The organism is Nitrospirota bacterium, from assembly GCA_030645475.1.
Lineage (GTDB): Bacteria > Nitrospirota > Nitrospiria > Nitrospirales > Nitrospiraceae > Palsa-1315.
Genome location: JAUSMA010000060.1, coordinates 229,930 through 253,561 on the forward strand (window position 1 = coordinate 229,930; position 23,632 = coordinate 253,561).

Consider the following 23,632-nt stretch of genomic DNA (forward strand, 5'->3'; position numbering starts at 1 on the left):
ATAGACCTCAGATTACTACTGGCATGGTGCGTGAGGCTGTCTCATGGTATCTGGAAACGCTTGGGGTTCGTCTGCATGAGATTATTCTGTTGAATCTGGAGATCCGGTTGAATCGTGAGGACGGCCTGCTTCGTGGCGCTGGGCAAGGCCAGCGCCTGGGAAGCAATCACTGCCGATTTAACTTCTGACAGGGCGGCACTCATGGGTGCCTTTTGAACGGGTGTCGCCACAATAGCATTTGATGCTTGCGATAACGTTGTGGAAGGACGGAGGGTCAAGTTTCTCACGCCGCGCTCCTGCACGTCCTGGCTGATCTCGGATGTTTCCGATGGAGTCGGCACTTCAGTGGATGCCACCGGCTCTCCGGTCGGTTCGGCCAGCTTCTCTTCTGTTGGAGCAGACTCAGTCTGCTCGGTCCCTTCAAGGCCTCGGGACAACACGCGGAGAGAATTGGTCTGTTTGATATCCGCAGCGATGACTTGTTGAGAGAAAGGGGCGAGGAGTGACGCCGTGATGGTAACCTGCCCCGCTGATATGGGAGATCCACTCCGAAGTGCGACGGTCCCTCTCGATGTACCGCCGGGTATGACGATGGAGGGAGGGACCGGGACAAGCGACGCATTCGAGCTTGATAGATAAATGGTTTTCCCCCGTGGTGGCGTCGGCCCTTCCAATACGACGGTCGCGGTGGATGCTTGCCCTGGGCGAACAGTGCCTGGATTCACCGTCACCTCGACCAACTGGTTCGGAGCGATTTCAAAGGCCTGTGTGGCATTTGATTGCACCGGAGCAGGGACGGTCGGTCTGACAGTGAGACGCAGTTCGTAGCGAGCCGCGGGCAACCCGATGAACGTGACTTGCGACTCGGACTGCGATCCGGACCATCCGCCGGAACAGGGTTGTGCGGCATAGGCACAGGCGTTTTGCATGATGGTCGGTTGAGGCCCAAGCATCCCGGGCTTGGTATGGGTCCAGTCTTGCAGTTCCCAGCTGTATTGCAGGTTCGGTGTCAGTTCCGGCTTCGCGCCGCTCGCTCGCCATTGGATGTTCAGCGGGGTGCCTTCCAGGACGGACGACTTCGCGCTGGTTCGGAACGTGACTCGATATCCCTGCTGGTCGTTCAGCAACTCTCCGCAGGTCAGATGCACGCGATCGAGGAATAGCCCAGCCCGGCCTTCCAGGGCAACGCCCACTCGAGTCCAATCATCCTGTGAACGGTTGTTCCCGGCCAGCGGGCGATAACAGAGGTCTTGCGACGCCTCAACCTTGAGGGGGTCGGGATCTCCATAGATGCCAACCTGACGGAACCCTTTGATGACCGGAGGTTGATATTCTGTCCTGATCTTTAATGCCGTGCAGTTAATCCCCAGCGATGCAACGACGTTGGTTCCGCTGAAGTATTTGATGGTGCCCTCAAGGCCGACAAGCGCCTGGCCGACGGGACAGGCATTGTGGAACCGTGAGCCTCCGGTGCCGCCAGCCGGTGCTGTCTCGTAGACGCCTCCGACCCACGTTCCGGAGACCGGGTCGATTTTCACGCAGAGACCGGCAAGGCGATCGATCACTAGACCCGATTGCCCGGTGACCCCCACCAGTACTGCCGATTCACCGCAGTCGAGCCGGTATGGCGCCCCGCCCGCTCCTCCGATTCCATCGAAGGGAGCGAGCCTTGCCCATGAAGGGGACGCCAATGCCAGCAGGCTCACAACGGCGAAGACCATTCCTCGAATGAACGAAGTGAGGACAGGCTTTGGCGTCAGCACTTCAAAATGGAATCGATTCGACTTTCGGATGTTCATCGTGCGCTCCCTATTTTACTCTGCCGCGCATCCGTTCAGGCCACGAAATGAGACGGATTCATACGACAGGGTTGCCTCACGCTATCTGCCAATATTTCCACTGATTTCCTGTGCTGCACTCTTTCGCTTGGCAGAAACGCAGCAGGGGTTTGCCGTCTGAGCCGGCACCGCTTGCTTGAGATAACATTGTCCAGCCGAGACGCCGAATGGTGGTTTTACAAAGGTAAAGGCCTGACAGGCGCCGTCAGCCGAACAGATCGCTCGACAGGCTTCCGGGCTGACCGTAGTCCGCTGCCCGTAGTCGTTTCCAGGGCGATTCATGTTGTATTCAAGATGGAACGATTCGCTCTGCGCGGCGGCAATGTTGGTGGCAAGGGCCAGTGCTGTTGCGCGATTAGAAAGGGCCGATTGCAGCTCAATCATCGAGAGTTCAGCGCCCTCTGTAGAAGTTGCGCCGATGTTGCCGATTGCCCCTGCCCCAAGGCGATAGTTGGACGCCCCTCGCGATTGGTTGCCCGGGGGCCGCTGTCCAGCGACGCCGTCGCCGAATTGCACCTGACCGGTTGCCTGATCGAGTTGATAGGCTAATTGATAGTGGCGTCGTGCCCTCACAATGTCGCGTGTTCGCAGGCCACTCAGTGAACCTCGTGCGTCTAATGCCGTACCGTCGGGCATGAGGAGCACCACGTCACGCGCATCGTCGTTCAGGGCAAGAATGAGTGGAAAGGGCGCAGATACCTCGAGGTCATGGGTGCCGATGTCTGCCGCGAGGAGCAACGGCGATCCGCCCTTGTCTGGTACAAGCTGAAGCTGCGCATCCGCTGTCTGCTCGACTAGGTACTCATCCTGCGCAGCAAGAACTGGTGCGCCGTCCGGAGCGGTAAAGTGCACGGTCTTGTCGAGTTGAATGGACGTAGAGGTGCCCGAGAGACCTGGTGTTGTGTCAGCGGTACTCCCTCCTCGTGTCGCGCAAGCTGACAACAAGACCGGCAGCAGCAAACAAAAGGTCCACCTCGCTACTCGCGCCATAACAATCTCCTCTGAACAACAGCATCACAACAGTGATGCTGTTGGCTCCAATCCGCACACGCGCCGGTGAGGTGCAATCTCATCAGAGACAGTGTTGGTGCAGTTTCCTTGTTATCCAGTGAGTCGACGATTCGTTGAAAATGGTTCAATCGACGTCACTTTCCAGTCGTCCGTAACGCATCTGTCCAGGACTTGGCGGTCTTGGCATCTGTCGCCGCAGGCTTAGTACATTTCTTCCCGCGCACGCCATAGCTGATCGTGTCGGTCCTGATCGGGCAGGTGCCGAATGGGGTGCCAAAGGACACGACACCTTCAATCACGGTGAGAATGCTCTGTCCGTCATCCTGGACTTTTAGGTTGAATTCAGTTTCTTTCACTGCCGCGGTGGCCACCGGCGTTTCCACTTCAAAACGCTTGGGGCCGCCATTGGTCTTGGCCCAGACTTCGCCTTGCTTCAAACGGAGGATTCGGACGACGGGCATATCCTTTTCCCAACGGGACAGGAGCTTGAAGTTCGTATTTTCGTTGAGTGCCACGGTCACGCCATCGACAAATTCGATCATGGCCTGACTGCTGCCATCGGTCTTGAGGACGTCGCCCTCATAGAGCGGGACGTTGCCTTTCCCCTGTAACCGTTGCTGCACGCCGTCGGTGCGCACGATGACGAGTTCACCGATGGCATTTGTGGCGGTGCCGACCGGCGCGCCCTGGGCGGAGGCAAGCACCGTGAAGATGAGGTTGAAGCTGAGGGTAAGAATGGCTGTGCCTGTTGCTGTTGTTTTTGTCATGGTCGTGACTCCTTCAGTCGTACGTTCTGGGCTTCTATCGCGTTCTGTTTACTACCGTGAGACGACGACGCGAATGGGTTTGCGTCCAACGGGCACTGTGGCGATGGTTTGTCCCGTGCCGGTGTCGATGACGCGAATTTCGTTCCCCTTGTCGTGGGCGACAAAGAGCCTGGTCCCTTCCTGATTGGACCAGATGCCGTTCGGACCTTCGCCGACGGCGATTTCATCCACGATTTTGAGGTTGCTCGGATCGCCGCCTAGTCCAATCACCTTGTTCAGGCTCCCGACGGTCACATAGGCGATCGATCCGCTGGTTCCTTTGAAGGCAAAGGCGATTTGCTGTGGCTTGTCGCCGACGATAAAGGTGCCGACTTTTTCATGTGTCTCTGAGTCCAAGACGTAAATATCGTTTTGTCCCGTATTAACGCCCCACACATGCCCGTCACGGCTCACGACCATGAAATGGGGATTCGCACCCACCGGAATCGTCTTGATGACTTGGTGGGTGGCGGTGTCGACAACACCGACCGTTTTATCTCCTTGGCCGCTCACGAAGGCAAACCGGCCATCGTGCGAGAAGGTCAGTCCGGTCGGTCCTTTTCCCACCGGGATTGTTCCCAGGATTCTGAACGTCTTCGTGTCGATGATGGAGATCGTGTTTTCGCCGATGTTGGCCACCCAGAGCTGTGAGTCATCGTTACTCAAGGCAACGACGTGACAGCGCTCGCCGGTATAGATCGAGGCGATGGTTTCCCGCTTGACCGTGTCGATCACCGAAACGCGACCCGATGCGAGATTGGAGGCATAGAGGCGGCGACCGTCACGGCTCACAGCCAAGTCGTGGGTTGAGTGGTTCAGGGAAGGAATGGTTCCGATCGGCTGAAAGGTAGTGGCGTCGATGACGCTGACGTCATTGGTGCTTTCGTTGGCCACGTAGATCCGTGGAGGTAGCGACGCCGACAGAGGAGCGTCTTGTTTCAACGCATACGATCCAATCTTTGCCGGTTCCAGCAGGGACGCCGTTTCGGCGCAACCGGCGATCGTCATGGCCAGGGACACGGCGAGTATAGATCGATGTGGGGACTGTGTCATGATTCCTCCATTCAATACGGTGAACGTCGTACTTAGCGGACATGGCCGAGGGCCAGTTGGCCTTCGACCTCGCCACGCTTGACGGGATGCTGATTTTGACCTGTGACTTCCGGAACCTTTTTGGAGACGTAGGCATAGACTTCGTCGACTGTCACAATACCGTCTTTGTCGGCGTCGGCTTTCCCCTTCAGCCCTTCGAGCAGGTAATAGGTAAACACCCCGTGGCCGAGATCTTCCCGTTCTTCGCTGACCTCGCTGGCCTTGCTGGCGGTAAGCACGACTCGACCTTTGCCTTTGGAGAGACGAGTCAGGAAGTTTTCCGAGACGATGGCACGCCGTGAAGCCGTCGCGAAGGTCCGGCCTGCCGTGGCGCCGCTATAGCAGGAATCGGAGATAAAAATGATGCGTTCCGGGGTGAGCCGTTGGAAGATGGTTTCGATCTCGCGCATCGGCAATGCGGTGGTGTAGAGGTCCCTTGGGTCGGCGTCGTATGGCACGATGTATTTCTCCAGACCATCGTCGTCGCCGGCTGAGGCATCGGCCTCCGGCGCGCCATGGCCGGCATAGTACACGATAACCGTGTCTTTCTCTCCAGCCTTCCTCTTGAGTTCCGTACCAAGGGTTCGTTTGAGGCTCATGAGGGTGGCGTGGTCGTTGAGGAGCAACGTGATCTGTTCCTTGGGAACGCCGAGATGTTGTGTCAAATAGTCGTAGAAGGCGAGGGCGTCCTTGTCGGCGTAGCGCAGGGGCTGCACCGCTTTATATTGCGAGATGCCGACGACGACCGCCCAAATCTTGCCGCGGTCGACGATGCGCGTGACGGAGAGCGTTCGGCTGGACGAGAGGTTGTCACGGTCAATGGCGGTCACGACGACCTGGTTCTTACCTTCCAGGAGAGTGAGTTTCTCGGCAAACTCCATATTCGTCGGCGTTTCGGCCTCTCCGGGCTTCACAGCGATGCCACGATTGTCACGGTGCGACACCAGCTGCCCGTTCAGGCGAATCTCAATTCTGGAGACGCCTTTTTCGCTGGCCGCGGCGCCGGCCAAGCTGATCCGCTCCACGTTCACTTCGATGCCGTCAGACGGAGTCGCCAGCGCGATGACGGGTGGCGCATTCTGAAAGAGCTTCACCACAGGCGCACCAGTGATCGCCGGAATCGGCATATCGCCTTTTGCCAGTTCCTGCGTCTCTTTCACCGCGCTCTTGGCGATCCAGCCAACCTCGGTCTCGGATATGTGCACGCGATACCACGCTCCCAGTTCGCCGGATACCGCCAGCTCCTGGCCTTTCACACCGGAGGCGATGACCGACGTTTCCTGACCTGCCCCGCTGTGAATATTCACAGAAGGCGATTCGATGGCCACTATCTTATTGGTGGCCATAATCTGAGGCGCAACACGGTGGTCGACTGCGAGTGTGACCGTATCGTCGAGCATCTGATTCACACTGCGTTCTCGAATGAATAGCCTGACTGGCAGATGTTCATCGCGCAGGTCTTTCCCGACGAACAGGTTGACGGTCGCGCTCTTGGCTTCGTTAGGTTTCAGCGGACCGATTTCGACGAGACCTTTATTGAGACGGAGACTGTGATTCGAGGGTATTGTTACTTCCACGGATGTCTGTTGCGCGGTCACGGTCCCGACATTCTTCACCGTGATCAGCAGATCGACAGCCTCTCCTTTTTGAATACGTCCGTCGCCGTTGCCAACCGAGTTGCCGGTCCCGTTGTCGATCACCTGCAGCGTGTAGGCAAAGCGAGGACGGGATAATCCCTTGAGGGTCAACAGGGCCTTCAACTGATCCGGCACAAACCCGTTATATTCCTCGAATACGAGATGTAACGGGATGTTGGCGTCGGGGCGGTCACTGGGGATCTTGAGCGTAACGATGTCCTCGCTGCTCTGCCCTCCATCGATTCGTCCGAAATAGAAGAGGTGACCGTCAAACGAGGGCTCCTCGCTTTTCGTTCTGGCTTGGAAACGATAGAGCGGACCTTTGCCTTTGTTCTTGATCGTAAGCGAGAGCGTGACCTCACTCCCCGCTTTCACCTCGGTCGGTCGAAAGACGAGATCGGCTTCAGGCAGCGGCGGTGGTGATGGCACGATGCCGATTTCATTACCGCGTTTCTGAATCTTTTCCGTCAAGGAGGCCGTCAGCGCCGGCGAGATTGGCGGTTGGAGTCGGACGGTACGGTCTCGCCCTCCTGACGCGAGCAGCAGGCCATCCGGCGAGACGGCAACCGACCAGACCGTGCCCTTGTGTCCACTCAGTGAGTGACGTTCGTTTCCGGAGGTCACGTCCCAAACACGGACGGTCCCATCCGCACCGGACGATATGAGGACGCGCCCATCCGGCGAAAAGACGAGTCCATAGACTTCCCCCTGATGGCCGGTGATCGTCAGGCGCTCTTGAGATTGGTCCAGATCCCAGATGCGAAGCGACCCATCGGCCGATGCACTTGCCAGCCATCGGCCATCCGGAGCGAACGTAACCGCCCGAACGGCGCCAGTGTGACCAGTCAGAACCGTGCGTTGTCTGCCTGTGGCGACGTCCCACAAATGGACCTGCGTATCGCTGCTTCCTGTCGCCAACATCTTCCCGTCAGGCGAATACCGAATAGAGAAGACCACGCCGAACTGTCCCCGGACGGATTTGATTTCTTTGCCTGTGGCGGCTTCCCAGACGCGAAGGCTGCCGTCGTTTCCTCCGGTGGCGATGGTCTTGCCGTCCGGCGAAAAGGTGACGGCTCTGACGGCCCCGAAGTTGGACGTGACCGCGTTGAGTTCTTTTCCAGTTTCTACGTCCCACAGACGAATCGACGTGTCGGCACTGCCGGAAGCAAGGACCCGTCCATCCGGTGAAAATGCAAGCGCGTGAATGGTTCCCATATGACCGCGCAGGAGACGAAGATCCCGGCCGGTATCAGGGTCCCACAATCGGATAGTCTGATCGGTACCGGCCGAAGCCACCAGTTTGCCATCCGGAGAAAATATGACGGTGAGGACTTCGCTCGTGTGACCGATCAGAACTCGCGTGGCCTGTTCAAGGGCAAATCCGATGGCTGGCAGCGTGATCAGTCCCACCAGGAGCAGGATGGTCAATGCAGGGCAACGACCAATGCCACGACTCCTGAATTGTCCGGCCATGGAGCCATTTCTTGCGTTGCCCGCACATGAGGTTGAAAGGGTACGATGCATGGTCCTCTCGTCGAGATCCATGTGTAGGTCGCTTCATCCAGGTCGCAGGTTCGAAAGACTGAGGCGCGTTAGTCTATTGGTCGGTGTTGGGCCTTGTCAAAGGAATTGAGCAGGTCTCCACCCAAAGAGGGGGTATACAATTCTGCAGCAAAGGGGCGACGTTTCTATTGATCAACATTGAGGAATCGACCGGCGGTGAACGCAGGGGCCGTGATCAACAATCCTCCTTTATGAGACTAGCCCGCACTCCTGTGAGCTCATGCCTCAAGTTGTGCGATCATACGAACGGGATCCCAATAGCCCCACATCGTTTGAATGGTGCCACCGTCGTTGACTTCGAAAACATCGATGCCCTCGCAGGTTGCCGTTTTCCCGTTGGCGGCAACTCCCCGAGCCGTAAACTTCATGGCCGCACGGTTGCCTGTGACGGCAAGAAAGTCTTCGGTGAACCCAATCTCCGTGAACGCAGTCGTAACGGATAGAAAAAAGGCTCGAAGCTCATCCTTTCCCTGAATCGGCGGCGCTCCATAGGGATCGTAGCTGACGGCATCGTCCGCAAAGCAGGCCAGCCAGGCCTCGACATCCATCGCGCGCGTCGCGGCAAAATAGCGGGTAATGAGGATCTGCATCGCCTCAGGTGTCATGAACGCTCCTTCATGAAATGTCCCGGCTGGATCATGTCTCGCTCTGACTGCTCCTACGCGGCGTATGCCTTGTTGGATCTATGCCGAGGGACCCGCCGTGAAGAGATGCTGTTCCGCATGGTAGGAGCTACGGACCAGCGGACCTGATTCGACATGGGTAAAGCCGAGGGCCACCCCCTCCTCTTTCAAGACCGCAAAGTCGCTGGGGTCGTAGTAACGAGCAACGGGCAGGTGCTCTCTCGTCGGCTGAAGGTATTGACCGATAGTCATGATATCGCAGCCGACGGATCGGAGATCGCGCATGACTTCGCGGGCTTCGTCCATGGTTTCTCCCATCCCGAGGATCAGCCCGGATTTAGTGCGCATGCCCAATTGCTTCGCCTTGCCGAGCAGCTCGAGCGATCGCTGATATTTTGCCTGCGGTCTGATTGCCGGAAACAGTCGCCGGACAGTTTCAATGTTGTGATTGAGAATCTCCGGCTTCTCGGCACAGACCGTCGCGAGGGCGGCCTCATTCCCTTCGAAATCCGGAATCAAAACTTCAATCGTGCAGTGAGCGTTGAGCTGCCTGGTTTGCCGGATTGTTTCGGCAAAGATAGCCGCGCCGCCATCTGCTAACTCATCCCGGTTCACCGATGTGATCACCGCATGTTTCAGGGCCAAGGCATGAACCGCCTCTGCGACGCGTCGTGGCTCCCCATGATCGATTGCCATCGGCCGGCCAGTCTCCACTGAACAGTAGTGACAGCGCCTGGTGCAGATGTCTCCCAGGATCAGGAAGGTCGCGGTGCGCGCATTCCAACATTCCCAGCGGTTCGGGCAACGCGCTTCTTCACAGATGGTATGGAGCTTGAGCCGGTCCATCGTCTGCTTGATGTCCAGGTAGTCCGGACCGGTTGTTGCTTGGACTTTGAACCAGGGCGGGAGACGCTGCGAAGAGCGGATGGCCGATGGCTGATGGCTGATGGCTTGAGATGATTCAGAGAAAGAAGCGCGAAGTTGGTTCAGTGGGATAAAGCTCATGGAGTCTCCTTCGAGGGGAGTAGTTCCGAGGGGTGTTCAAGGATGCGTTTGAACTCCTTCAGGAAGCCGGCCCCCTGCACACCGTCCAGGGCCCGATGGTCGCAAGACAACGTCACCTTCATGCGTTGGCCCGCCCTGACTGTGCCGTCTTTAACGACGGGCACGTCGCGAATGGAACCCACCGCGATGGAGGCAGCCTGAGGGGGGATGAGGATCGCAATGAAGTTTTCCACATCGAACATTCCCAAGTTTGAGATCGAAAAGGTGGCGTCGGTGTATTCCTGCGGCTGCAAGCGTTTGTTCCTGGCCCGGTCGATCAGCGTCCGCGATTCGGTCGAGATATCCTCCAGCGACCTCGCGCCACAATTGCGAAGAACCGGGGTGATCAAGCCGTCGTCGATGCCGACGGCGATGCCGATATCAATGCGCGCATGTCGCCTGATGGCATTACCGGTGAATGACACATTGATGTCCGGATGGCGGGTGAGCGCGATCGCTGCGGCTTTGATCAGCAAGTCGGTGACGGAGGGATGTGTGGTGCGGTTGTGTTTGAACTGATCGCGGAACCGCTCTGACTGTTCCATATCGATCTCGCTCGTCAGATAAAAGTGCGGCACCGGCGCTTTGCTCTGTGTCGTCGCTCGTGCGATGGCTTTCCGCATCTGGCTCAGCGGTTGGTCTATTCCGGCCGACAGAATCTGCGTTGGCGGTGCCTGGGCGTTCACGACATCTTCTTCCACGATGCGTCCACCTGGACCGGTTCCGATGATGGTGGAGAGATCGATTCCCCGGTCGGCAGCCAGCGCTTTCGCGCGGGGCGAGGCGATAAAACGAGTTCCCTCTGGACTCGCGGGTGAGGTGGATGCTGGACCGGCAGCAGGCGGTCCGCTTGTCCTGGTTCCGCCGCCAGCCGATGGCGCGGCAGTGATCGTGTCGGTCAATGCCGAGGTGATGTCCTCATCCATTCCGCCAATGACGCCGATCAATGTTCCGGACATTACGGTTGCGCCGTCCTGCACCAGGATTTTGCGTAGGATGCCGGAGGCGAAGGCCTCGAGATCCATGATGGCCTTGTCGGTTTCGATTTCAGCGAGCGCCTCCCCTGCCTGCACCGAATCCCCTTCGCGTTTCCTCCATGCAAGGAGGACGCCTTCTTCCATCGTGTCGGTTAGTTTTGGCATCACGACGCGACTAGCCATGTATGTCCTCTCTTCGTCGCAGGAAACAGCGGAACAATCGTTTCAGCCACCCGTCTTGTTGCTCCGTGCCGCGCGCGGGGTCCGGATACTCAATCCAAGGCTCCTGAGAACCCAAGTAGGTGCCCTCCCGGACGCTCAGTTGGCTACGAAGTTGCGAGTAGCCCTGTCCTTGGAGCGCGTGGATTAACTCCTCCAGCGCGGCTCCCGGTGTGTCTTGTGCTGTGGTCACCACGCGCATCGTCTCATATCGCAGCATGGCTTGATAGCCTCCGTCGGCTCGCTCAACCACGACCGGCCTACTGAAGCCTCGTTCGCGTGTATCGAAGCCAGCCAATTGATGTTTTTCCTGTGCCTGATCTGACATGAGCCGATCACTAGAAAGCTCGGTTGACTGCCCTGGAACTCGCTGTCCTCTTCGTACGTCGTTCGTCTCTCGTTACAGAGCCAGCTACGGTTTGTTGACGAGATACAGCTTCACGGCTGTCGAGCGCGTCGCTAGTAACCTGCTTCACCATTCATCCTGTCAGAGAGCCCGAAACACGGCTAAGAGATCGCTCAGGGCAATGGTCTTGTTCCGTAGGATGGCACGTTGCGCCTGCATCGGCTCCATCGCCGAGACTCGCTCCTGGCCGCCTTTTAAGATCGCAGCTCCGAGGGCGAGCACGTCCTTGCATTCCTTCTCGACGTTGCTCTTGACCACTGGATTCACCGCGAGGATGTCCGCCATTGTCGCGCGCGTCTTGGCAAGATGCGCGTGCAGTTCCTCATCCGGGTATGTCTTCCTGGCTGCCTCATCGAGGCAGCGGTCGAGGTATTGCGTCAGGAACACATAGAGCCGAACGAGGGTCTCCGTAATCTCGATATGACCGGGAGTCTGGGCTTGTGATGACATGGGTAATCGTGCCTCCTTCGTTTACTGTATGCCACACACGGATTTGACGGCTTCGATGACACGCGCCTTGTCCGGGATGGCAGCATCTTCCAACGGGCGGCTATAGGGCATTGGCACATCTTCGCCGGTGACGCGCTGAATGGGGGCGTCCAGGTAGTCGAACGCCGCCGCGTATACGCTCTCGGCAATCTGCGCACCCAGCCCGCAAAAACGCCAGCCTTCTTCGACGATCACGAGACGCCCGGTCTTTTTGACCGAGGCCACGATCGTTGAGAGGTCCAAGGGTTTGAGGGTGCGGGGATCGATGACCTCGACTTCGATGCCCTCTCGACTCAGTTGGTCGGCTGTCTCCAGCGCCAGCAGGAGCATCTTCGAGTAGGCGACGATCGTCACGTCGCGTCCGGTACGCTTCACCTCGGCGACACCGATGGGGATCGTGTACTCGCCGTCTTTGACATCCCCCTTCGTTCCGTACAGCAATTGCGCTTCGATGAAGATGACAGGATTGTTGTCCCGAATCGCGCTTTTGAGCAGGCCCTTGGCATCGTGCGGCGTGGCCGGCGCGATCACTTTCAATCCCGGCACATGACAGAACCAGGCCTCCAGACTTTGCGAATGCTGCGCGCCTAACTGGTGAGCGGCGCTGCCAGGTCCACGAATCACGAGCGGCACCGACAGCTGCCCCCCCGACATGTAATGAATTTTGGCGGCATTATTGACGATCTGATCCAGCGCCACAATGCCGAAATTCATGGTCATGAGTTCGACGATGGGATGCAGCCCCGCCATGGCGGCGCCGATTGCCAGGCCCGTGAAACCGGCTTCCGTGATCGGAGTATCCACCACCCGTTGCGGGCCGAATTCCTCCACGAAACCCTTGCTGACCTTGAAGGCGCCCTGGTAGTAGCCCACTTCCTCGCCGATCAGAAAAATGCGCGAGTCTCGGCGCATCTCCTCCCGCATGGCTTGGTTGAGCGCTTCCCGATAAGACAGCACCATGAATTATCTTACTCCTCCCGCATCACGTCGGTGTACAAGGCCGATGGGGCTGGGAAAGGACTGTCATCGGCGAACCTGACGGCAGCCGTCACGGCCTCGCCGACCTCCCGCTCAAGCTGTATGAAATCGGCTTCGGCGCCGAGGTTGTTGTTCAGAATCGTCTGCTTCAGCAATAGAAGGGGGTCGCGTTTGCGGTGCTCATCTACTTCTTCTTTGGTTCGGTAATGTCCGTGTGCCGGGTCGGACATGGAGTGGCCCATGAACCGGTAGGTCATCGCTTCAATGAAAACCGGTCCCTGCCCCGCGCGCACCTGCTCGACGACCTTGCGCATCGCATCGCGCACGGCCAATACATCCATGCCATCCACACGCTCAGCCTTGATGCCATAGGAGCGGGCTGTCTCTGCCACATCCGCATAAAGTGCGATGGCCCGTTCAGCCGATGTTCCCATACCGTAGCGATTGTTCTCGCAGACGAAGATCACAGGAAGTTTCCACAAGGCTGCCAAATTGAGTGCTTCGTGTGCCTGGCCGCTCGGGATCGCCCCTTCACCGAAGAAGCAGACGGTCACAAGGTCGAGTTGTTGATACTTGGTCGCGAACGCGAGGCCTGTGGCAAGGGGAATGTGGCCTCCGACAATGGCGTAGCCACCCATGAACCGGCGCGGGGCATCCACCAGGTGCATGGAGCCGCCTTTGCCTTGGCAGAGACCCGTCGCTTTGCCGAACAGTTCAGCCATCACGTGGCCGGGATCGGAGCCTCGGGCGAGACAGTGCCCGTGGTCGCGGTACGCGCTGATCGCATAGTCATCCGATCGAAGCGCAGCGATGGCCCCGACCGCAATGGCCTCTTCGCCGATATAGAGATGCAGGAATCCGGCAATTTTTGTGAGGGCGTACATTTCCGCCGATTTCTCTTCGAACCGGCGGATCAGCAGCATTTGACGATAGAGGAATAGTACGTCGCCCCGGTCCATACTTGGCATTATGAAGCGCCTAGAAACCGGACTCAACCCAGACTATCTGAGGTCAGACAAGCACCTTCACGTCGGTGCCCTCGACTTTGACTTCATACCGCTCCACTTTCGCCGAGGGATTGGCCACGCAGACACCAGTGGTGACGTCGAATTTCCAGCCATGCCAAGGACACGTGACGACGGATCCTTCGACATCCCCCTCGCCAAGCGGGCCGCCCCGATGGAGGCAGGTGTTATCGATGGCGTGAAAGGTGCCGTCCACATTGAACACCGCAAGGGTCTTCCCGTTCACTTCTGCGACGATCCCATGGCCCGGCTTCACATCGGCGGTGCCGGCCACCCGTACGAACTCTCCCATCGCCTGTCCCATCCTTTCGTCCGTCAATTATGTTTTCGCAAACGGTTTCTTGAGTTTACTCAACAGACTTTCGATCGGTGGAACCTCCGTTGTGGCCCCGGTGATCCCTGCCACAATTTTCTGTGCAATCTCACGAAACGCAGCCGATTGTGGAGAGGCTGGATCGGCCACGACGATCGGGTTGCCGGAGTCACCGCCGTCTCGAATCGCCGGGTCAATGGGCACTCGGCCGAGAAACGGGACACCGAGTGTCGCGGCAGCACGCTCCCCTCCTCCGTGCGAAAAGATTTCTGTCCGCTCGCCGCAATGGCCGCAGAGGAAGTAGCTCATATTCTCCACAATGCCGAGGAGCGGCACATTCACCTTTTTGAACATCATCATGCCCTTGCGGACATCGTGCAGGGCCACTTCCTGAGGCGTCGTCACGGTGACGGCACCGGTCAGCGGAACCAGTTGCGTCAGGGTGAGCTGCGCATCTCCGGTGCCAGGCGGCAAATCGATGAGCAGATAATCGAGCTCGCCCCACAACACGTCGCGGAAAAGCTGCTGAATAGCCGTGTGGATCATAGGCCCACGCCAGACGACCGCCGTATCTTCCGGGACGAAGAAGCCCATGGAGATGAGTTTCACGCCGTGACTTTCGGCGGGAACGATCTTGCCGTCTTTCTGCTCCGGTGGTTTGCTCACTCCCATCATCATGGGAATGTTGGGACCATAGATATCCGCGTCGAGCAGTCCAACCTTGGCGCCCGTTAGTGCGAGAGCCACGGCCAGATTGACGGAGACGGTCGATTTACCGACCCCGCCCTTTCCGCTGCTGACGGCGATAACGTATTTGACGCCTGGAATCAAATTGTCTTTTCCGTGACCAGTCTGTGGTCCGGCAGGATGTTCATCAGCCATGGAATACTCCTTCTCTAGAGGCACAGACGAATTCAACTGGCTCATGGGCTAGCCTCGCCATCATAAGCGAATAGTAGGGTGAAAGAAAATGGGCCTATTGCGCGAGGGGGAATGGCTCAATGGGGGAATCCATCGAGGGAGGATGGATTCCCGGGCAGCGAATGTTTCGTAAGCGGACTACCCGACGGTGGGGTCGTTACGGCGCAGATTGTGGGCTAATCCGAGCATCCAGAGGGTGTAAATGATCCACTTCGAGGGATCGAAATTGTACCACTTCGGTCCATTGCGAAAATCGCGGGCATAGGTGTGATGAAAATTATGATACCCCTCGCCGAAACTGACAAAGGAGATCAGCCAGCTATCGCGGCTGCTGTCCTGTGTGCCGTGGGGCTGTGTCCCGATCATGTGGCAGAGTGAATTGATGGTGAAGGTCGAGTTCAGCACCATGAACATGCGGAAAAGTCCTCCCAAGAGGAAGGCACTGATGCCGCCTTGCCAGCCACCATGCCAGACACCAAGGACAAAAGGCAGCAGGAGTCCTGTGACGACGATGGGCCAATAATAGCGATGTTGCCACATCACGACTGGGTCGCGGCGCAGACGGATCTCGTATTTCTCCGTGCGATGGGGCGTATTATAAAAGAGCCAGCCGCAGTGGCTGTGCCAGAATCCCTTGGTCACGTTGTAGGGATCTTCTATTTGATCCGTCTTGGCGTGATGGCGGATATGGTCGCCGCCCCACTTCAGAGCAGAATTTTGAAGCGCCCACCCACCGGCGACGAGGATAGAGGCCTTGACCCAGTCAGGACATTCGAAACTCTGATGCGACACCAGCCGGTGATAGCCGACGGTGATACCCATCCCCGTGACGATATACATCACAAAGGACAGGACCCAGTCAAAGAGGCTGAATCCGTAGTAATAGCCATAGAGTGGAATGCCGACCACCGTGGCGGCAACGATCGCGCAAAACAACACAAAATTTAGCGGGACAAACACATCTTCGGTCAATGCGGTATCAGTTGTTGTAGCAGCCATTTGATCTCCTTGGAGAGCTCACCCATCGCTTCATCTGACCTCCTCACGGGGGAGAGGAAGTACTAAAATATCATACTTAATTTATCCAAATGTTTCAACAGAATGCTCAGAGTGTATACTGACGGTGTCCCTTCATCTCACAGAGAGTGGGGTATCGATGTCGATCGTTTCATCTCCTCTTGAATCAACTGTTCATCGTATCGGTGAACAGCTCGCTCGTCTCTCTGCCGGTCGAACGCCAACAGTCTTCACCCGCCACTGGTGGTCACACCAGGCCCTTAACCTGGCCATGTATGACAGTCCCTTTAAGACACAGTTATTTCGATTCATCGATGCCCTGCCATCGGTCACCGACGATGAACAGGTGGTGACATTAGCTCGTGAATATTTAGGCGATGGAGAGACGCAACTCTTCGGCGCGCAATGGGGGCTCAGCGCCCTTGCCTCCACCAGCCTGGGGGCTCGTCTCAGTGGTAAGGCAATCAGAAGCCAGGTCGAGCAGATGGCGAGAAACTTTATTGCAGGAGCGACGGTCGAGGATGCGAGCCCGCGATTGGCAGATCTTTGGCAACAGGGGCGGGCCTGCTCGGTCGACTTGTTGGGCGAGGCCACCATCAGTGATCGTGAGGCCGATCGGTACCGTGATCGCTGCCTGAACGCCCTCACCCAGTTGACACAAGTAGCGGAGGGCTGGCTATCGATCTCCTTATTAGAGCGAGACCATCTCGGGCCCATTCCACGAGTACAGCTCTCGCTCAAAATATCCGCCCTCTCTCCGCATCTAGACCCGATCGACCCCGAAGGAAGCTACTGTTCAGTAGCGGCGCGGCTTCGCCCCATCCTCGATCTGGCGATGCGCCTCCCCGCTTCGTTGATCTTCGATATGGAGCAAGCCGATACCAAAACCTTGCTGCTCGACATCTTCACCAGGCTTTTCGCCGAGCCGTCCTACAAGAACTATCCTCATGCGGGTCTGGCGTTACAAGCCTACCATCGCGACACGACGCGAGATATCGAGGGTCTGCTGTCATGGGTTCGTCGGCGTGGGGCGCCCATCACCATTCGGCTCGTGAAAGGGGCCTACTGGGATTCGGATACGATCCGCTATCGGCAACGCGGCTGGCCTGTTCCGCTCTTTGAACAGAAGACGGAAACGGATGCGAATTATGAGTCGCTGACGCAACTCCTCTTATCTCAGTCATCGCTTATTCGACCGGCCTTCGGCACACATAATCTCCGCACACTGGCCTATATCGAGGCGGTTGCGGAGTCGCTCGGACTCTCTCCTGAAACCTGGGAGTATCAGATGATATATGGCATGGCCGAGCCCTTTCAGCAGGCCATCGCACAACATGGGCGGCGGCTGCGACTCTATACCCCGGTGGGCGATCTATTACCGGGCATGGCCTATCTCGTCAGACGACTATTGGAAAACACGTCGAATGAATCATTTCTCCGCAAGGAATATGTGGAGTCCCAGTCGCTCCACGCACTGTTGTCACCGCCAGTTCTTGAAGGACCACGCCAGATGCAATCCCTCTCATCTCAGCAAGCCGGCAAGCGGGAGTTTCGTAATGAACCACAGCGTGATTTTGCGCAGGCAGACCACCGAGCGGCCATGCAACAGGCCCTGGCGGCCGTACGGTCACAGCTGGGCCGGCAATGGTCATCGTCGTTCCAGCGATTGCGCCTCACGGGACCTCTCGTTGAATCTCGTAACCCGGGCCGCCCTGAGGAAGTCGTGGGTCGGTTGTCCAGCGCGAGTATGGCTGATGTTGAGCAAACTGTAGGCCTGGCGATGAAGGCATGGGATGCCTGGCGTGCCACCACAACAGCACGACGGGTGGAGATTTTGCGTGCAGCCGCCACGCTCATGCGAACGCGGCGTCACGAGTTGGCTGCCTGGGAAATTCTGGAATGCGGAAAACCCTGGCGTGAGGCAGATGCGGACCTTGCCGAAGCCATCGACTTTCTAGAGTTTTATGCAGCGGACTGGCTGAGGATCGCTCCCCCAAGACAGTTAGGGCAGGAGCCTGGTGAATTCAACCAGCGGGTCTATCATCCTCGTGGAGTCACGGTCGTCATCGCACCCTGGAATTTTCCATTCGCGATTCCTGCCGGCATGGTGTCGGCGGCACTTGTGACGGGAAATCCTGTCATCTTCAAGCCCTCCGAACGTTCGCCCATGATGGGGCACTGGCTCACAGAGATTTTGCAGGAGGCCGGTGTGCCAGAGGGAATACTCAGTTGCTTGCCGGGTGGGCCAGACATCGGACAGGCATTAGTCCGCCACCCAGCGGTCGCCACGATTGCCTTTACCGGGTCGAAGGACGTCGGGCTCGGCATTCTGAAAGACGCCGGGACCCTTATCCCTGGGCAACAGATGGTCAAGCGGGTGCTGGCAGAAATGGGAGGGAAAAATGCAATTATCGTGGATGAGACTGCGGATCTCGATGATGCGATTACCGGAGTGGTCGCATCGTTCACCGGCTATGCAGGACAGAAATGTTCCGCCTGTTCGCGGGCGATCGTCCATGCGGCGATCTACGACAGTTTTCTCGTTCGCCTCAAAGAGGCGGTACTGAGCTTGAAGGTCGGAAATCCGGAAGAGCCCGGTACCCAGGTTGGGCCGATGATCGATCGTCGAGCGCAGGCGAAGGTGCAGGATTACATCGAAATTGGAAAGAAGGAAGCCCGCTTGCTGGTGGAAGGGGCTGTGACGGAACCTGGCTGGTATATCGGACCGACGGTCTTTGCCGATGCCGCGCCGACCGATCGAGTCGCCCAGGAGGAAATCTTCGGGCCGATTCTCGCGGTGATGAAGGCAGCCTCATTTCAGGAGGCGCTCACGCTGGCGAATTCGACGGCCTATGCCCTCACCGGTGGCGTCTACTCACGGAGCCCCGTCAATCTGGAGTTGGCACGGCAACGGTTCGACGTCGGGAATCTCTATCTGAATCGTCCGATCACCGGTGCGTTAGTCGGCCGCCAGCCGTTTGGTGGCCATCGGCTCTCCGGAGTCGGAACGAAGGCCGGAGGTGAAGAGTACCTGACGCAATTCGTCGTGACCCGTGTGATCAGCGAACAAACCCTCCGTCGTGGATTCGCGCCGGCCGAGTGAGGCCTTCGATGGCTTGATCTCGTAGGATTCCAGCTCCTCACTAATATCCGTGATCACGCCCCGGTCTTCCAGCGGAGAGAGTTCCTGCCGTTCAACGTATTTGACCAATCCTACGCCCTTCACAAACCAGGCGGTCATCACATCGGTGCCCTGCGCCGTCTTGTTCGAGCCGGAGAGATGAATTTGCATATACATGCGCGCTTCCACCTTCACCGCGTCTTTGAAGGTGCCAGCCGGCACGGTCACTGACTCCTGCCCCACCACCGTGGAGTCGCCCTGTGCGTCGACCTTTTCATTCTCGCCATCGCGATCCATATCGGTGCCAAAGTCCAGCCCTTTACGGTTGAACTGCTGAAACGAGGTCGCAGCCTTCATGGGAAAACGCACGATCTGATAGGGCACGAGCTGTTTTTCCAAGGGTGTACCAGGCTCAGAACCGTAATAGACGATGCCAACGCTATCACGCCGGTAGAAACTGTCCGAGGGGCCATGATTGCCTGGATTCGTATCGTGGAACACGGTGGCCGTCATGCCTTTGATGGTTTTTGTGCCGGTGACCGAAGACACGTTTGAGAAAAACTTATGTTCGATCGTTTGCAACGGCCCTTCAGTGATCTGGCCACGATAGTGCCATTCGTTCCCGATCTGATCGGGAAAATAGTCGGAGGACTGCGCAATAATACCGGCGTCCTCTGCTGCAAGCGAGGCCGACCAGGTGGAGCAAGTGAACAGCAGAACTGCGCCTAACATGATGGCCCTTCGAGATCCAGGCGTATTGATCGACATGCGTGAGGTTCTCCACTGGTTGAGCAATCTTGTGACCGTACCATAGGAATCCTGGAGGCAGCAAGAAAATCGGTGTACGTTCTGGCCGAGCTGGAGGCTTGCCTTCATCTGATATCCTCCCCATAATCGCATCCCTATGCGAAGCCACGCGGTTGCAAGCCTATCCCAACGTGCCGTACTGGTGACCGGTGCATCCGGCGGAATTGGTCGAGCGATCAGCCTGGCCTTTGCTGCCACTGGCTGGTCTGTCGGGGTGCATTACCATCGCAATAAATCGGCGGCTGAGGACACGCTCTCTTACGTGGAAGCCGCTGGGGGTAGTGGAGCATTGTACGCCGCCGACATTCGCGAGTCACAGTCGGTGCAACAGATGGTGGAGGCCTCCTGCCGACAGGCACCGATGCCATCGGTGTTTATCTGCAATGCTGGAATCGGAGGGAGCCAACTCCTGCTTCGACAACATGAAGACGCGTGGGCCGACGTGGTGGCCACGAATTTGACAGGAACATTTCACTGCCTCCGCGCCATGGCCCCTCCCCTTCTCGCTCATGAAGGTGGGTCGATCGTTGTGATTGGATCGCACGCCGGATTCCATGGCTCGATTGGGCAAGCTGCCTACGCCGCGTCAAAAGCCGGTCTCATCGGTCTGGTGCAGACCGCAGCAAAAGAGTGGGGAACAGGCAACGTCCGTGTAAACCTCCTCTTGCCAGGCTGGCAGAAGACGGGATTGGCTACAGGAATCATGCCTGAGGGCAATGACTGGAAAGACCATCTGTTAGGCCGTCCACCGTCACGCGAGGAAGTGGCCAAGACCGTCTTGCATCTGGCTCAACTCAACGATGTGTCGGGACAGGTGTGGAATTGCGATAGCCGGAATCTCTGAGAGGAGCGTATGGCATATGGCTAATAGCTTATGGCGGAGAACGGATTGGGAAGCGATATGAAGGATCTCTATTCAGATACTATGTGCCATATGCTATTCGCCATCGGCTCTTTTTCATGAAGTACGGCGTCTTTATTACCGCGACCGATACCGGTGTCGGGAAAACGCTCGTCACTGCTGCGCTGGTGTCGCATCTGAGGCAACGAGGAATCGACATCGGTGTCATGAAGCCGGTTGAGACAGGGATCTCGCGATCGACCAGGGCTCGGTCCGATGGCACGCGCTTGCGACGAGCCGCTGAATGCCATGATCCGATGACAAAAATCTGTCCCTACGTCTTTCGACTCCCAATGGCGCCGCTCTCTGCTGCGCGCGCGGAACAACAGACGATACGGCTGGCCACCATCCTGCGAGCGTTCCATGCCCTCTGTCAGAAACATGACTTTGTGGCGGTCGAAGGCGTCGGTGGGCTACATGTGCCGATAACGGACCGCATCGATGGATTAGGCCTCATGCAGCGCATGGGACTTCCTGTCATCGTGGTGGGCCGATCAGGGCTGGGCGGGATCAATCATGCATTATTGACGCTTCACGCACTCCGCCAGCGAAAGGTCCCTGTCATTGCGTTGGTCTTGAATCAACCTGTGCCTATGCGTACGAAGATCGCGCGTTTGCAGGAGCAATCGACCGTGACTCTCCTTCAACGTCTCGCGAAGGTTCCTGTGGTGGGTCCACTCCCCTATAGCTCGCGCATAAATAAAAATTGGAAGGAGGGGATCATTCAACTCGCGTGGGCGGCAGAAATTATGAGGCTGGCGAAGCTGGTGACGGCATCTGGGCGAGAAACGTCCTAACGGCCTCTCGAATATCTGTGGCTTTCAAGATGGCTGAGATGACGGCCACTCCGTCCGCTCCTGCCTGCATGACTGCCTGAACCTGCTCGATCTGAATGCCCCCAATCGCAAAGACGGGTAACGAGGTGAACGAACGCATCGCCCGTAACCCCTCAAGCCCAACCAACGGGTCGTGGTCCTGCTTGGAACCTGGTTTGAAGATTGGACCAAAGCCCAGGTAATCCGGTTTTCCGGCAGTGGCTTCTCGTACTTGGTCTGGATTGTGGGTGGAGATTCCGATCAACTTGTCCGGGCCCATCATCTTCCTTGCCATGTCGATCGGCAAGTCTCCCTGTCCCAGGTGCACTCCATCAGCATCCACCGCCAATGCCAAGTCGCAGCGATCGTTCACGATGAAGAGGACCCCTGCCTGTGCTGCGACTCGTCTGAGGGCCAAGGCCTCCTCATAGGCTGCCTTCATCGAAGCGGACTTGTTGCGATATTGAAAGAGCGAAGCGCCGGCCTCAGCTGCGATCGTCAGGACCTCCACCAGGGGGCGGTCAGGACAGACCGACGGATCGAGAATGATGTAGAGGCGGTTGCGCATGGAGTGGATTGGTCCGGACATTCTGGAAGAATTGTAGCTGGAAGCACGACGCACTGCCAGTCGGTTGACCTGATGCCGTCAAACCGGACTGGATTAACTGACGAGGAATCGTTCGAGGAACGTGGTGGAGACGTGCCCCTTCTGAAAATCAGGGTCGTTGAGGATGCGTTTGTGTAGTGGAATGGTCGTCTTGATGCCTTCGATGACGAATTCGTCGAGGGCGCGGCGCATGCGGGCGATGCATTCCTGCCGGTCTCGGCCATGGGTAATGACCTTGGCGATCATGGAGTCGTAGAACGGAACGACCATCATGTTCGACTCCATGGCCGAATCGACACGAACGCCGAATCCGCCTGGCACACGATATTTCGTGATCATCCCAGGGCATGGCGTAAACTTTTCAGGATCTTCCGCGTTGATGCGACATTCGAGGCTATGTCCGTTGAGCTTGATATCTTGTTGCTTGAATGAGAGGGATTGCCCATCCGCGAGTGTGATCTGCTCCTTGATGAGATCGATGCCCGTCACCATCTCCGTGATCGCATGTTCGACCTGGATGCGGGTATTCACTTCCATGAAGAAGAAGTTGCGGTCTTTATCGAGGAGGAACTCGACGGTCCCGACATTCCGGTAATGCACGGCTTTCACGGCTTCGACAGCGACTCGGCAGATTTCACGGCGGAGCTTCTCGTCGACAGCGGGCGACGGCGTTTCTTCGAGCAGCTTCTGATGCCGGCGTTGGATCGAGCAATCGCGCTCGCCAAGATGCACGACATGCCCACGGTGGTCGGCGGCGATTTGCACTTCGATATGGCGGGGCTCGAGGAAATAACGTTCGAGGTAGACAGCATCGTTGCCGAACGTGGTCTTTGCCTCCGCTTGTGCGGCTTGAAATGCACGCGCGAGGTCTTCGGCCTTGTTCACGACACGCATGCCGCGCCCGCCCCCACCGGAGGAGGCTTTGATGATGACGGGATACCCGATCTTAGTGGCGGCTTCGAGTGCTTCCTGTTCGCTTTTGAGCTCGCCAGGGCTGCCAGGCGTGACTGGGAGGCCTCGCCGGGCGACGATTTCTCTCGCTTTGGCTTTATCGCCAAGGAGCGCGATATGTTCAGACGTCGGGCCGATAAATTTGACACCGATAGATTCGCAGACTTCGGCGAAGTGGGCATTCTCGGAGAGGAATCCGTAACCGGGGTGAATGGCGTCTGCCCCGGTGATCTCAGCGGCGCTCAGAACGTTGGGAATGTTTCGATAACTGAGCGCTGCGTCAGGAGGCCCGACGCAGATCTTTTCATCGGCTGCGCGCACATGGAGGCTCGCCGCATCGGCCTCGGAGAAAATTGCCACGGTCTTAATGCCGAGCTCTTTGCAGGCGCGAATCACCCGGAGGGCGATCTCACCGCGATTGGCTATCAATACTTTCTTGAACACGCAAGTACTCCGATGTGGGTCGAGGGA

General features: G+C 57.7%; 20 protein-coding genes. 3 read left to right on the forward strand and 17 right to left on the reverse strand.

Annotated elements, in window-relative coordinates:
* Nucleotides 1–41 precede the first annotated feature (41 nt).
* The 15 genes from Q7U76_11395 to Q7U76_11465 all read right to left on the reverse strand — a co-directional run bounded on the left by Q7U76_11395 (nucleotide 42) and on the right by Q7U76_11465 (nucleotide 15,941).
* Entirely contained in the window at nucleotides 42–1,799 is a 1,758-nt protein-coding gene (locus tag Q7U76_11395) for a hypothetical protein (protein MDO8356984.1), read from the reverse strand.
* Nucleotides 1,800–1,880: 81 nt separating this feature from the next.
* Nucleotides 1,881–2,828: a PAN domain-containing protein gene (locus Q7U76_11400; GenBank protein ID MDO8356985.1), complete on the reverse strand. Its 948-nt coding sequence runs from the start codon at nucleotides 2,826–2,828 to the stop codon at nucleotides 1,881–1,883.
* Nucleotides 2,829–2,983: 155 nt separating this feature from the next.
* Complete coding sequence (locus Q7U76_11405) at nucleotides 2,984–3,616, reverse strand: FecR family protein (protein ID MDO8356986.1); 633 nt, start codon at nucleotides 3,614–3,616, stop codon at nucleotides 2,984–2,986.
* 51 nt (nucleotides 3,617–3,667) lie between these two features.
* Nucleotides 3,668–4,708 (reverse strand): cytochrome D1 domain-containing protein, encoded by a 1,041-nt coding sequence (locus Q7U76_11410; protein MDO8356987.1) that lies wholly within the window; start codon nucleotides 4,706–4,708, stop codon nucleotides 3,668–3,670.
* Nucleotides 4,709–4,740: 32 nt separating this feature from the next.
* On the reverse strand, nucleotides 4,741–7,857 hold the full coding sequence (locus Q7U76_11415) for a caspase family protein (protein MDO8356988.1): 3,117 nt from the start codon (nucleotides 7,855–7,857) through the stop codon (nucleotides 4,741–4,743).
* Nucleotides 7,858–8,165: 308 nt separating this feature from the next.
* On the reverse strand, nucleotides 8,166–8,552 hold the full coding sequence (locus Q7U76_11420; GenBank protein MDO8356989.1) for a nuclear transport factor 2 family protein: 387 nt from the start codon (nucleotides 8,550–8,552) through the stop codon (nucleotides 8,166–8,168).
* A gap of 78 nt (nucleotides 8,553–8,630) precedes the next feature.
* A complete protein-coding gene (gene lipA, locus Q7U76_11425; GenBank protein ID MDO8356990.1) occupies nucleotides 8,631–9,575 on the reverse strand; it encodes a lipoyl synthase in 945 nt (314 codons plus the stop codon).
* Entirely contained in the window at nucleotides 9,572–10,774 is a 1,203-nt protein-coding gene (locus tag Q7U76_11430) for a dihydrolipoamide acetyltransferase family protein (protein MDO8356991.1), read from the reverse strand. Before Q7U76_11430 ends, lipA begins: the two co-directional genes overlap by 4 nt.
* Nucleotides 10,767–11,138 (reverse strand): hypothetical protein, encoded by a 372-nt coding sequence (locus Q7U76_11435; GenBank protein MDO8356992.1) that lies wholly within the window; start codon nucleotides 11,136–11,138, stop codon nucleotides 10,767–10,769. The genes Q7U76_11430 and Q7U76_11435 overlap by 8 nt, the downstream gene beginning before the upstream one ends.
* Nucleotides 11,139–11,297: 159 nt before the next feature.
* The gene (locus Q7U76_11440) at nucleotides 11,298–11,666 is read right to left on the reverse strand and encodes a hypothetical protein (GenBank protein MDO8356993.1); all 369 of its coding nucleotides are present in this window, start codon (nucleotides 11,664–11,666) and stop codon (nucleotides 11,298–11,300) included.
* Nucleotides 11,667–11,687: 21 nt separating this feature from the next.
* Nucleotides 11,688–12,665, reverse strand: coding sequence for a pyruvate dehydrogenase complex E1 component subunit beta (locus Q7U76_11445; GenBank protein MDO8356994.1), 978 nt, complete (start codon nucleotides 12,663–12,665; stop codon nucleotides 11,688–11,690).
* An 8-nt stretch (nucleotides 12,666–12,673) separates the two neighbouring features.
* Complete coding sequence (pdhA, locus tag Q7U76_11450; protein ID MDO8356995.1) at nucleotides 12,674–13,642, reverse strand: pyruvate dehydrogenase (acetyl-transferring) E1 component subunit alpha; 969 nt, start codon at nucleotides 13,640–13,642, stop codon at nucleotides 12,674–12,676.
* A 52-nt stretch (nucleotides 13,643–13,694) separates the two neighbouring features.
* A complete protein-coding gene (locus tag Q7U76_11455) occupies nucleotides 13,695–14,000 on the reverse strand; it encodes a Rieske 2Fe-2S domain-containing protein (GenBank protein ID MDO8356996.1) in 306 nt (101 codons plus the stop codon).
* A 27-nt stretch (nucleotides 14,001–14,027) separates the two neighbouring features.
* Nucleotides 14,028–14,903, reverse strand: a complete 876-nt coding sequence (locus Q7U76_11460) for an Mrp/NBP35 family ATP-binding protein (GenBank protein MDO8356997.1) — start codon at nucleotides 14,901–14,903, stop codon at nucleotides 14,028–14,030.
* 177 nt (nucleotides 14,904–15,080) lie between these two features.
* Nucleotides 15,081–15,941 carry a fatty acid desaturase gene (locus Q7U76_11465; GenBank protein ID MDO8356998.1) on the reverse strand — a complete coding sequence of 287 codons (861 nt, stop codon included), beginning with the start codon at nucleotides 15,939–15,941 and terminating at the stop codon, nucleotides 15,081–15,083.
* Between the two features lie 157 nt (nucleotides 15,942–16,098).
* Between Q7U76_11465 and Q7U76_11470 the strand changes: the two genes are divergently transcribed.
* The 3 genes from Q7U76_11470 to bioD all read left to right on the forward strand — a co-directional run bounded on the left by Q7U76_11470 (nucleotide 16,099) and on the right by bioD (nucleotide 21,585).
* Entirely contained in the window at nucleotides 16,099–19,062 is a 2,964-nt protein-coding gene (locus Q7U76_11470; protein ID MDO8356999.1) for a proline dehydrogenase family protein, read from the forward strand.
* Nucleotides 19,063–19,984: 922 nt separating this feature from the next.
* A complete protein-coding gene (locus tag Q7U76_11475; protein ID MDO8357000.1) occupies nucleotides 19,985–20,731 on the forward strand; it encodes an SDR family NAD(P)-dependent oxidoreductase in 747 nt (248 codons plus the stop codon).
* 83 nt (nucleotides 20,732–20,814) lie between these two features.
* The gene (bioD, locus tag Q7U76_11480) at nucleotides 20,815–21,585 is read left to right on the forward strand and encodes a dethiobiotin synthase (GenBank protein ID MDO8357001.1); all 771 of its coding nucleotides are present in this window, start codon (nucleotides 20,815–20,817) and stop codon (nucleotides 21,583–21,585) included.
* On the opposite strand, the gene thiE is transcribed toward bioD, so the two are convergent.
* The gene (thiE, locus tag Q7U76_11485; GenBank protein MDO8357002.1) at nucleotides 21,536–22,192 is read right to left on the reverse strand and encodes a thiamine phosphate synthase; all 657 of its coding nucleotides are present in this window, start codon (nucleotides 22,190–22,192) and stop codon (nucleotides 21,536–21,538) included. The genes bioD and thiE overlap by 50 nt on opposite strands.
* Before the next feature lie 72 nt (nucleotides 22,193–22,264).
* Nucleotides 22,265–23,605: an acetyl-CoA carboxylase biotin carboxylase subunit gene (accC, locus tag Q7U76_11490; GenBank protein MDO8357003.1), complete on the reverse strand. Its 1,341-nt coding sequence runs from the start codon at nucleotides 23,603–23,605 to the stop codon at nucleotides 22,265–22,267.
* Nucleotides 23,606–23,632: the final 27 nt, after the last annotated feature.

Bases quoted from the DNA above. Each gene is read 5' to 3' on its own strand.
- Q7U76_11430 (MDO8356991.1), bottom strand. From the start codon at position 10,774: ATGGCTAGTCGCGTCGTGATGCCAAAACTAACCGACACGATGGAAGAA.
- Q7U76_11405 (MDO8356986.1), bottom strand. From the start codon at position 3,616: ATGACAAAAACAACAGCAACAGGCACAGCCATTCTTACCCTCAGCTTC.
- Q7U76_11400 (MDO8356985.1), bottom strand. From the start codon at position 2,828: ATGGCGCGAGTAGCGAGGTGGACCTTTTGTTTGCTGCTGCCGGTCTTG.
- pdhA (MDO8356995.1), bottom strand. From the start codon at position 13,642: ATGGACCGGGGCGACGTACTATTCCTCTATCGTCAAATGCTGCTGATC.
- Q7U76_11475 (MDO8357000.1), top strand. From the start codon at position 19,985: ATGCGAAGCCACGCGGTTGCAAGCCTATCCCAACGTGCCGTACTGGTG.
- Q7U76_11465 (MDO8356998.1), bottom strand. From the start codon at position 15,941: ATGGCTGCTACAACAACTGATACCGCATTGACCGAAGATGTGTTTGTC.
- Q7U76_11440 (MDO8356993.1), bottom strand. From the start codon at position 11,666: ATGTCATCACAAGCCCAGACTCCCGGTCATATCGAGATTACGGAGACC.
- Q7U76_11445 (MDO8356994.1), bottom strand. From the start codon at position 12,665: ATGGTGCTGTCTTATCGGGAAGCGCTCAACCAAGCCATGCGGGAGGAG.
- Q7U76_11435 (MDO8356992.1), bottom strand. From the start codon at position 11,138: ATGTCAGATCAGGCACAGGAAAAACATCAATTGGCTGGCTTCGATACA.
- Q7U76_11460 (MDO8356997.1), bottom strand. From the start codon at position 14,903: ATGGCTGATGAACATCCTGCCGGACCACAGACTGGTCACGGAAAAGAC.
- lipA (MDO8356990.1), bottom strand. From the start codon at position 9,575: ATGAGCTTTATCCCACTGAACCAACTTCGCGCTTCTTTCTCTGAATCA.
- Q7U76_11455 (MDO8356996.1), bottom strand. From the start codon at position 14,000: ATGGGAGAGTTCGTACGGGTGGCCGGCACCGCCGATGTGAAGCCGGGC.
- Q7U76_11470 (MDO8356999.1), top strand. From the start codon at position 16,099: ATGTCGATCGTTTCATCTCCTCTTGAATCAACTGTTCATCGTATCGGT.
- Q7U76_11420 (MDO8356989.1), bottom strand. From the start codon at position 8,552: ATGACACCTGAGGCGATGCAGATCCTCATTACCCGCTATTTTGCCGCG.
- thiE (MDO8357002.1), bottom strand. From the start codon at position 22,192: ATGTCCGGACCAATCCACTCCATGCGCAACCGCCTCTACATCATTCTC.
- Q7U76_11395 (MDO8356984.1), bottom strand. From the start codon at position 1,799: ATGAACATCCGAAAGTCGAATCGATTCCATTTTGAAGTGCTGACGCCA.
- Q7U76_11415 (MDO8356988.1), bottom strand. From the start codon at position 7,857: ATGGCCGGACAATTCAGGAGTCGTGGCATTGGTCGTTGCCCTGCATTG.
- Q7U76_11410 (MDO8356987.1), bottom strand. From the start codon at position 4,708: ATGACACAGTCCCCACATCGATCTATACTCGCCGTGTCCCTGGCCATG.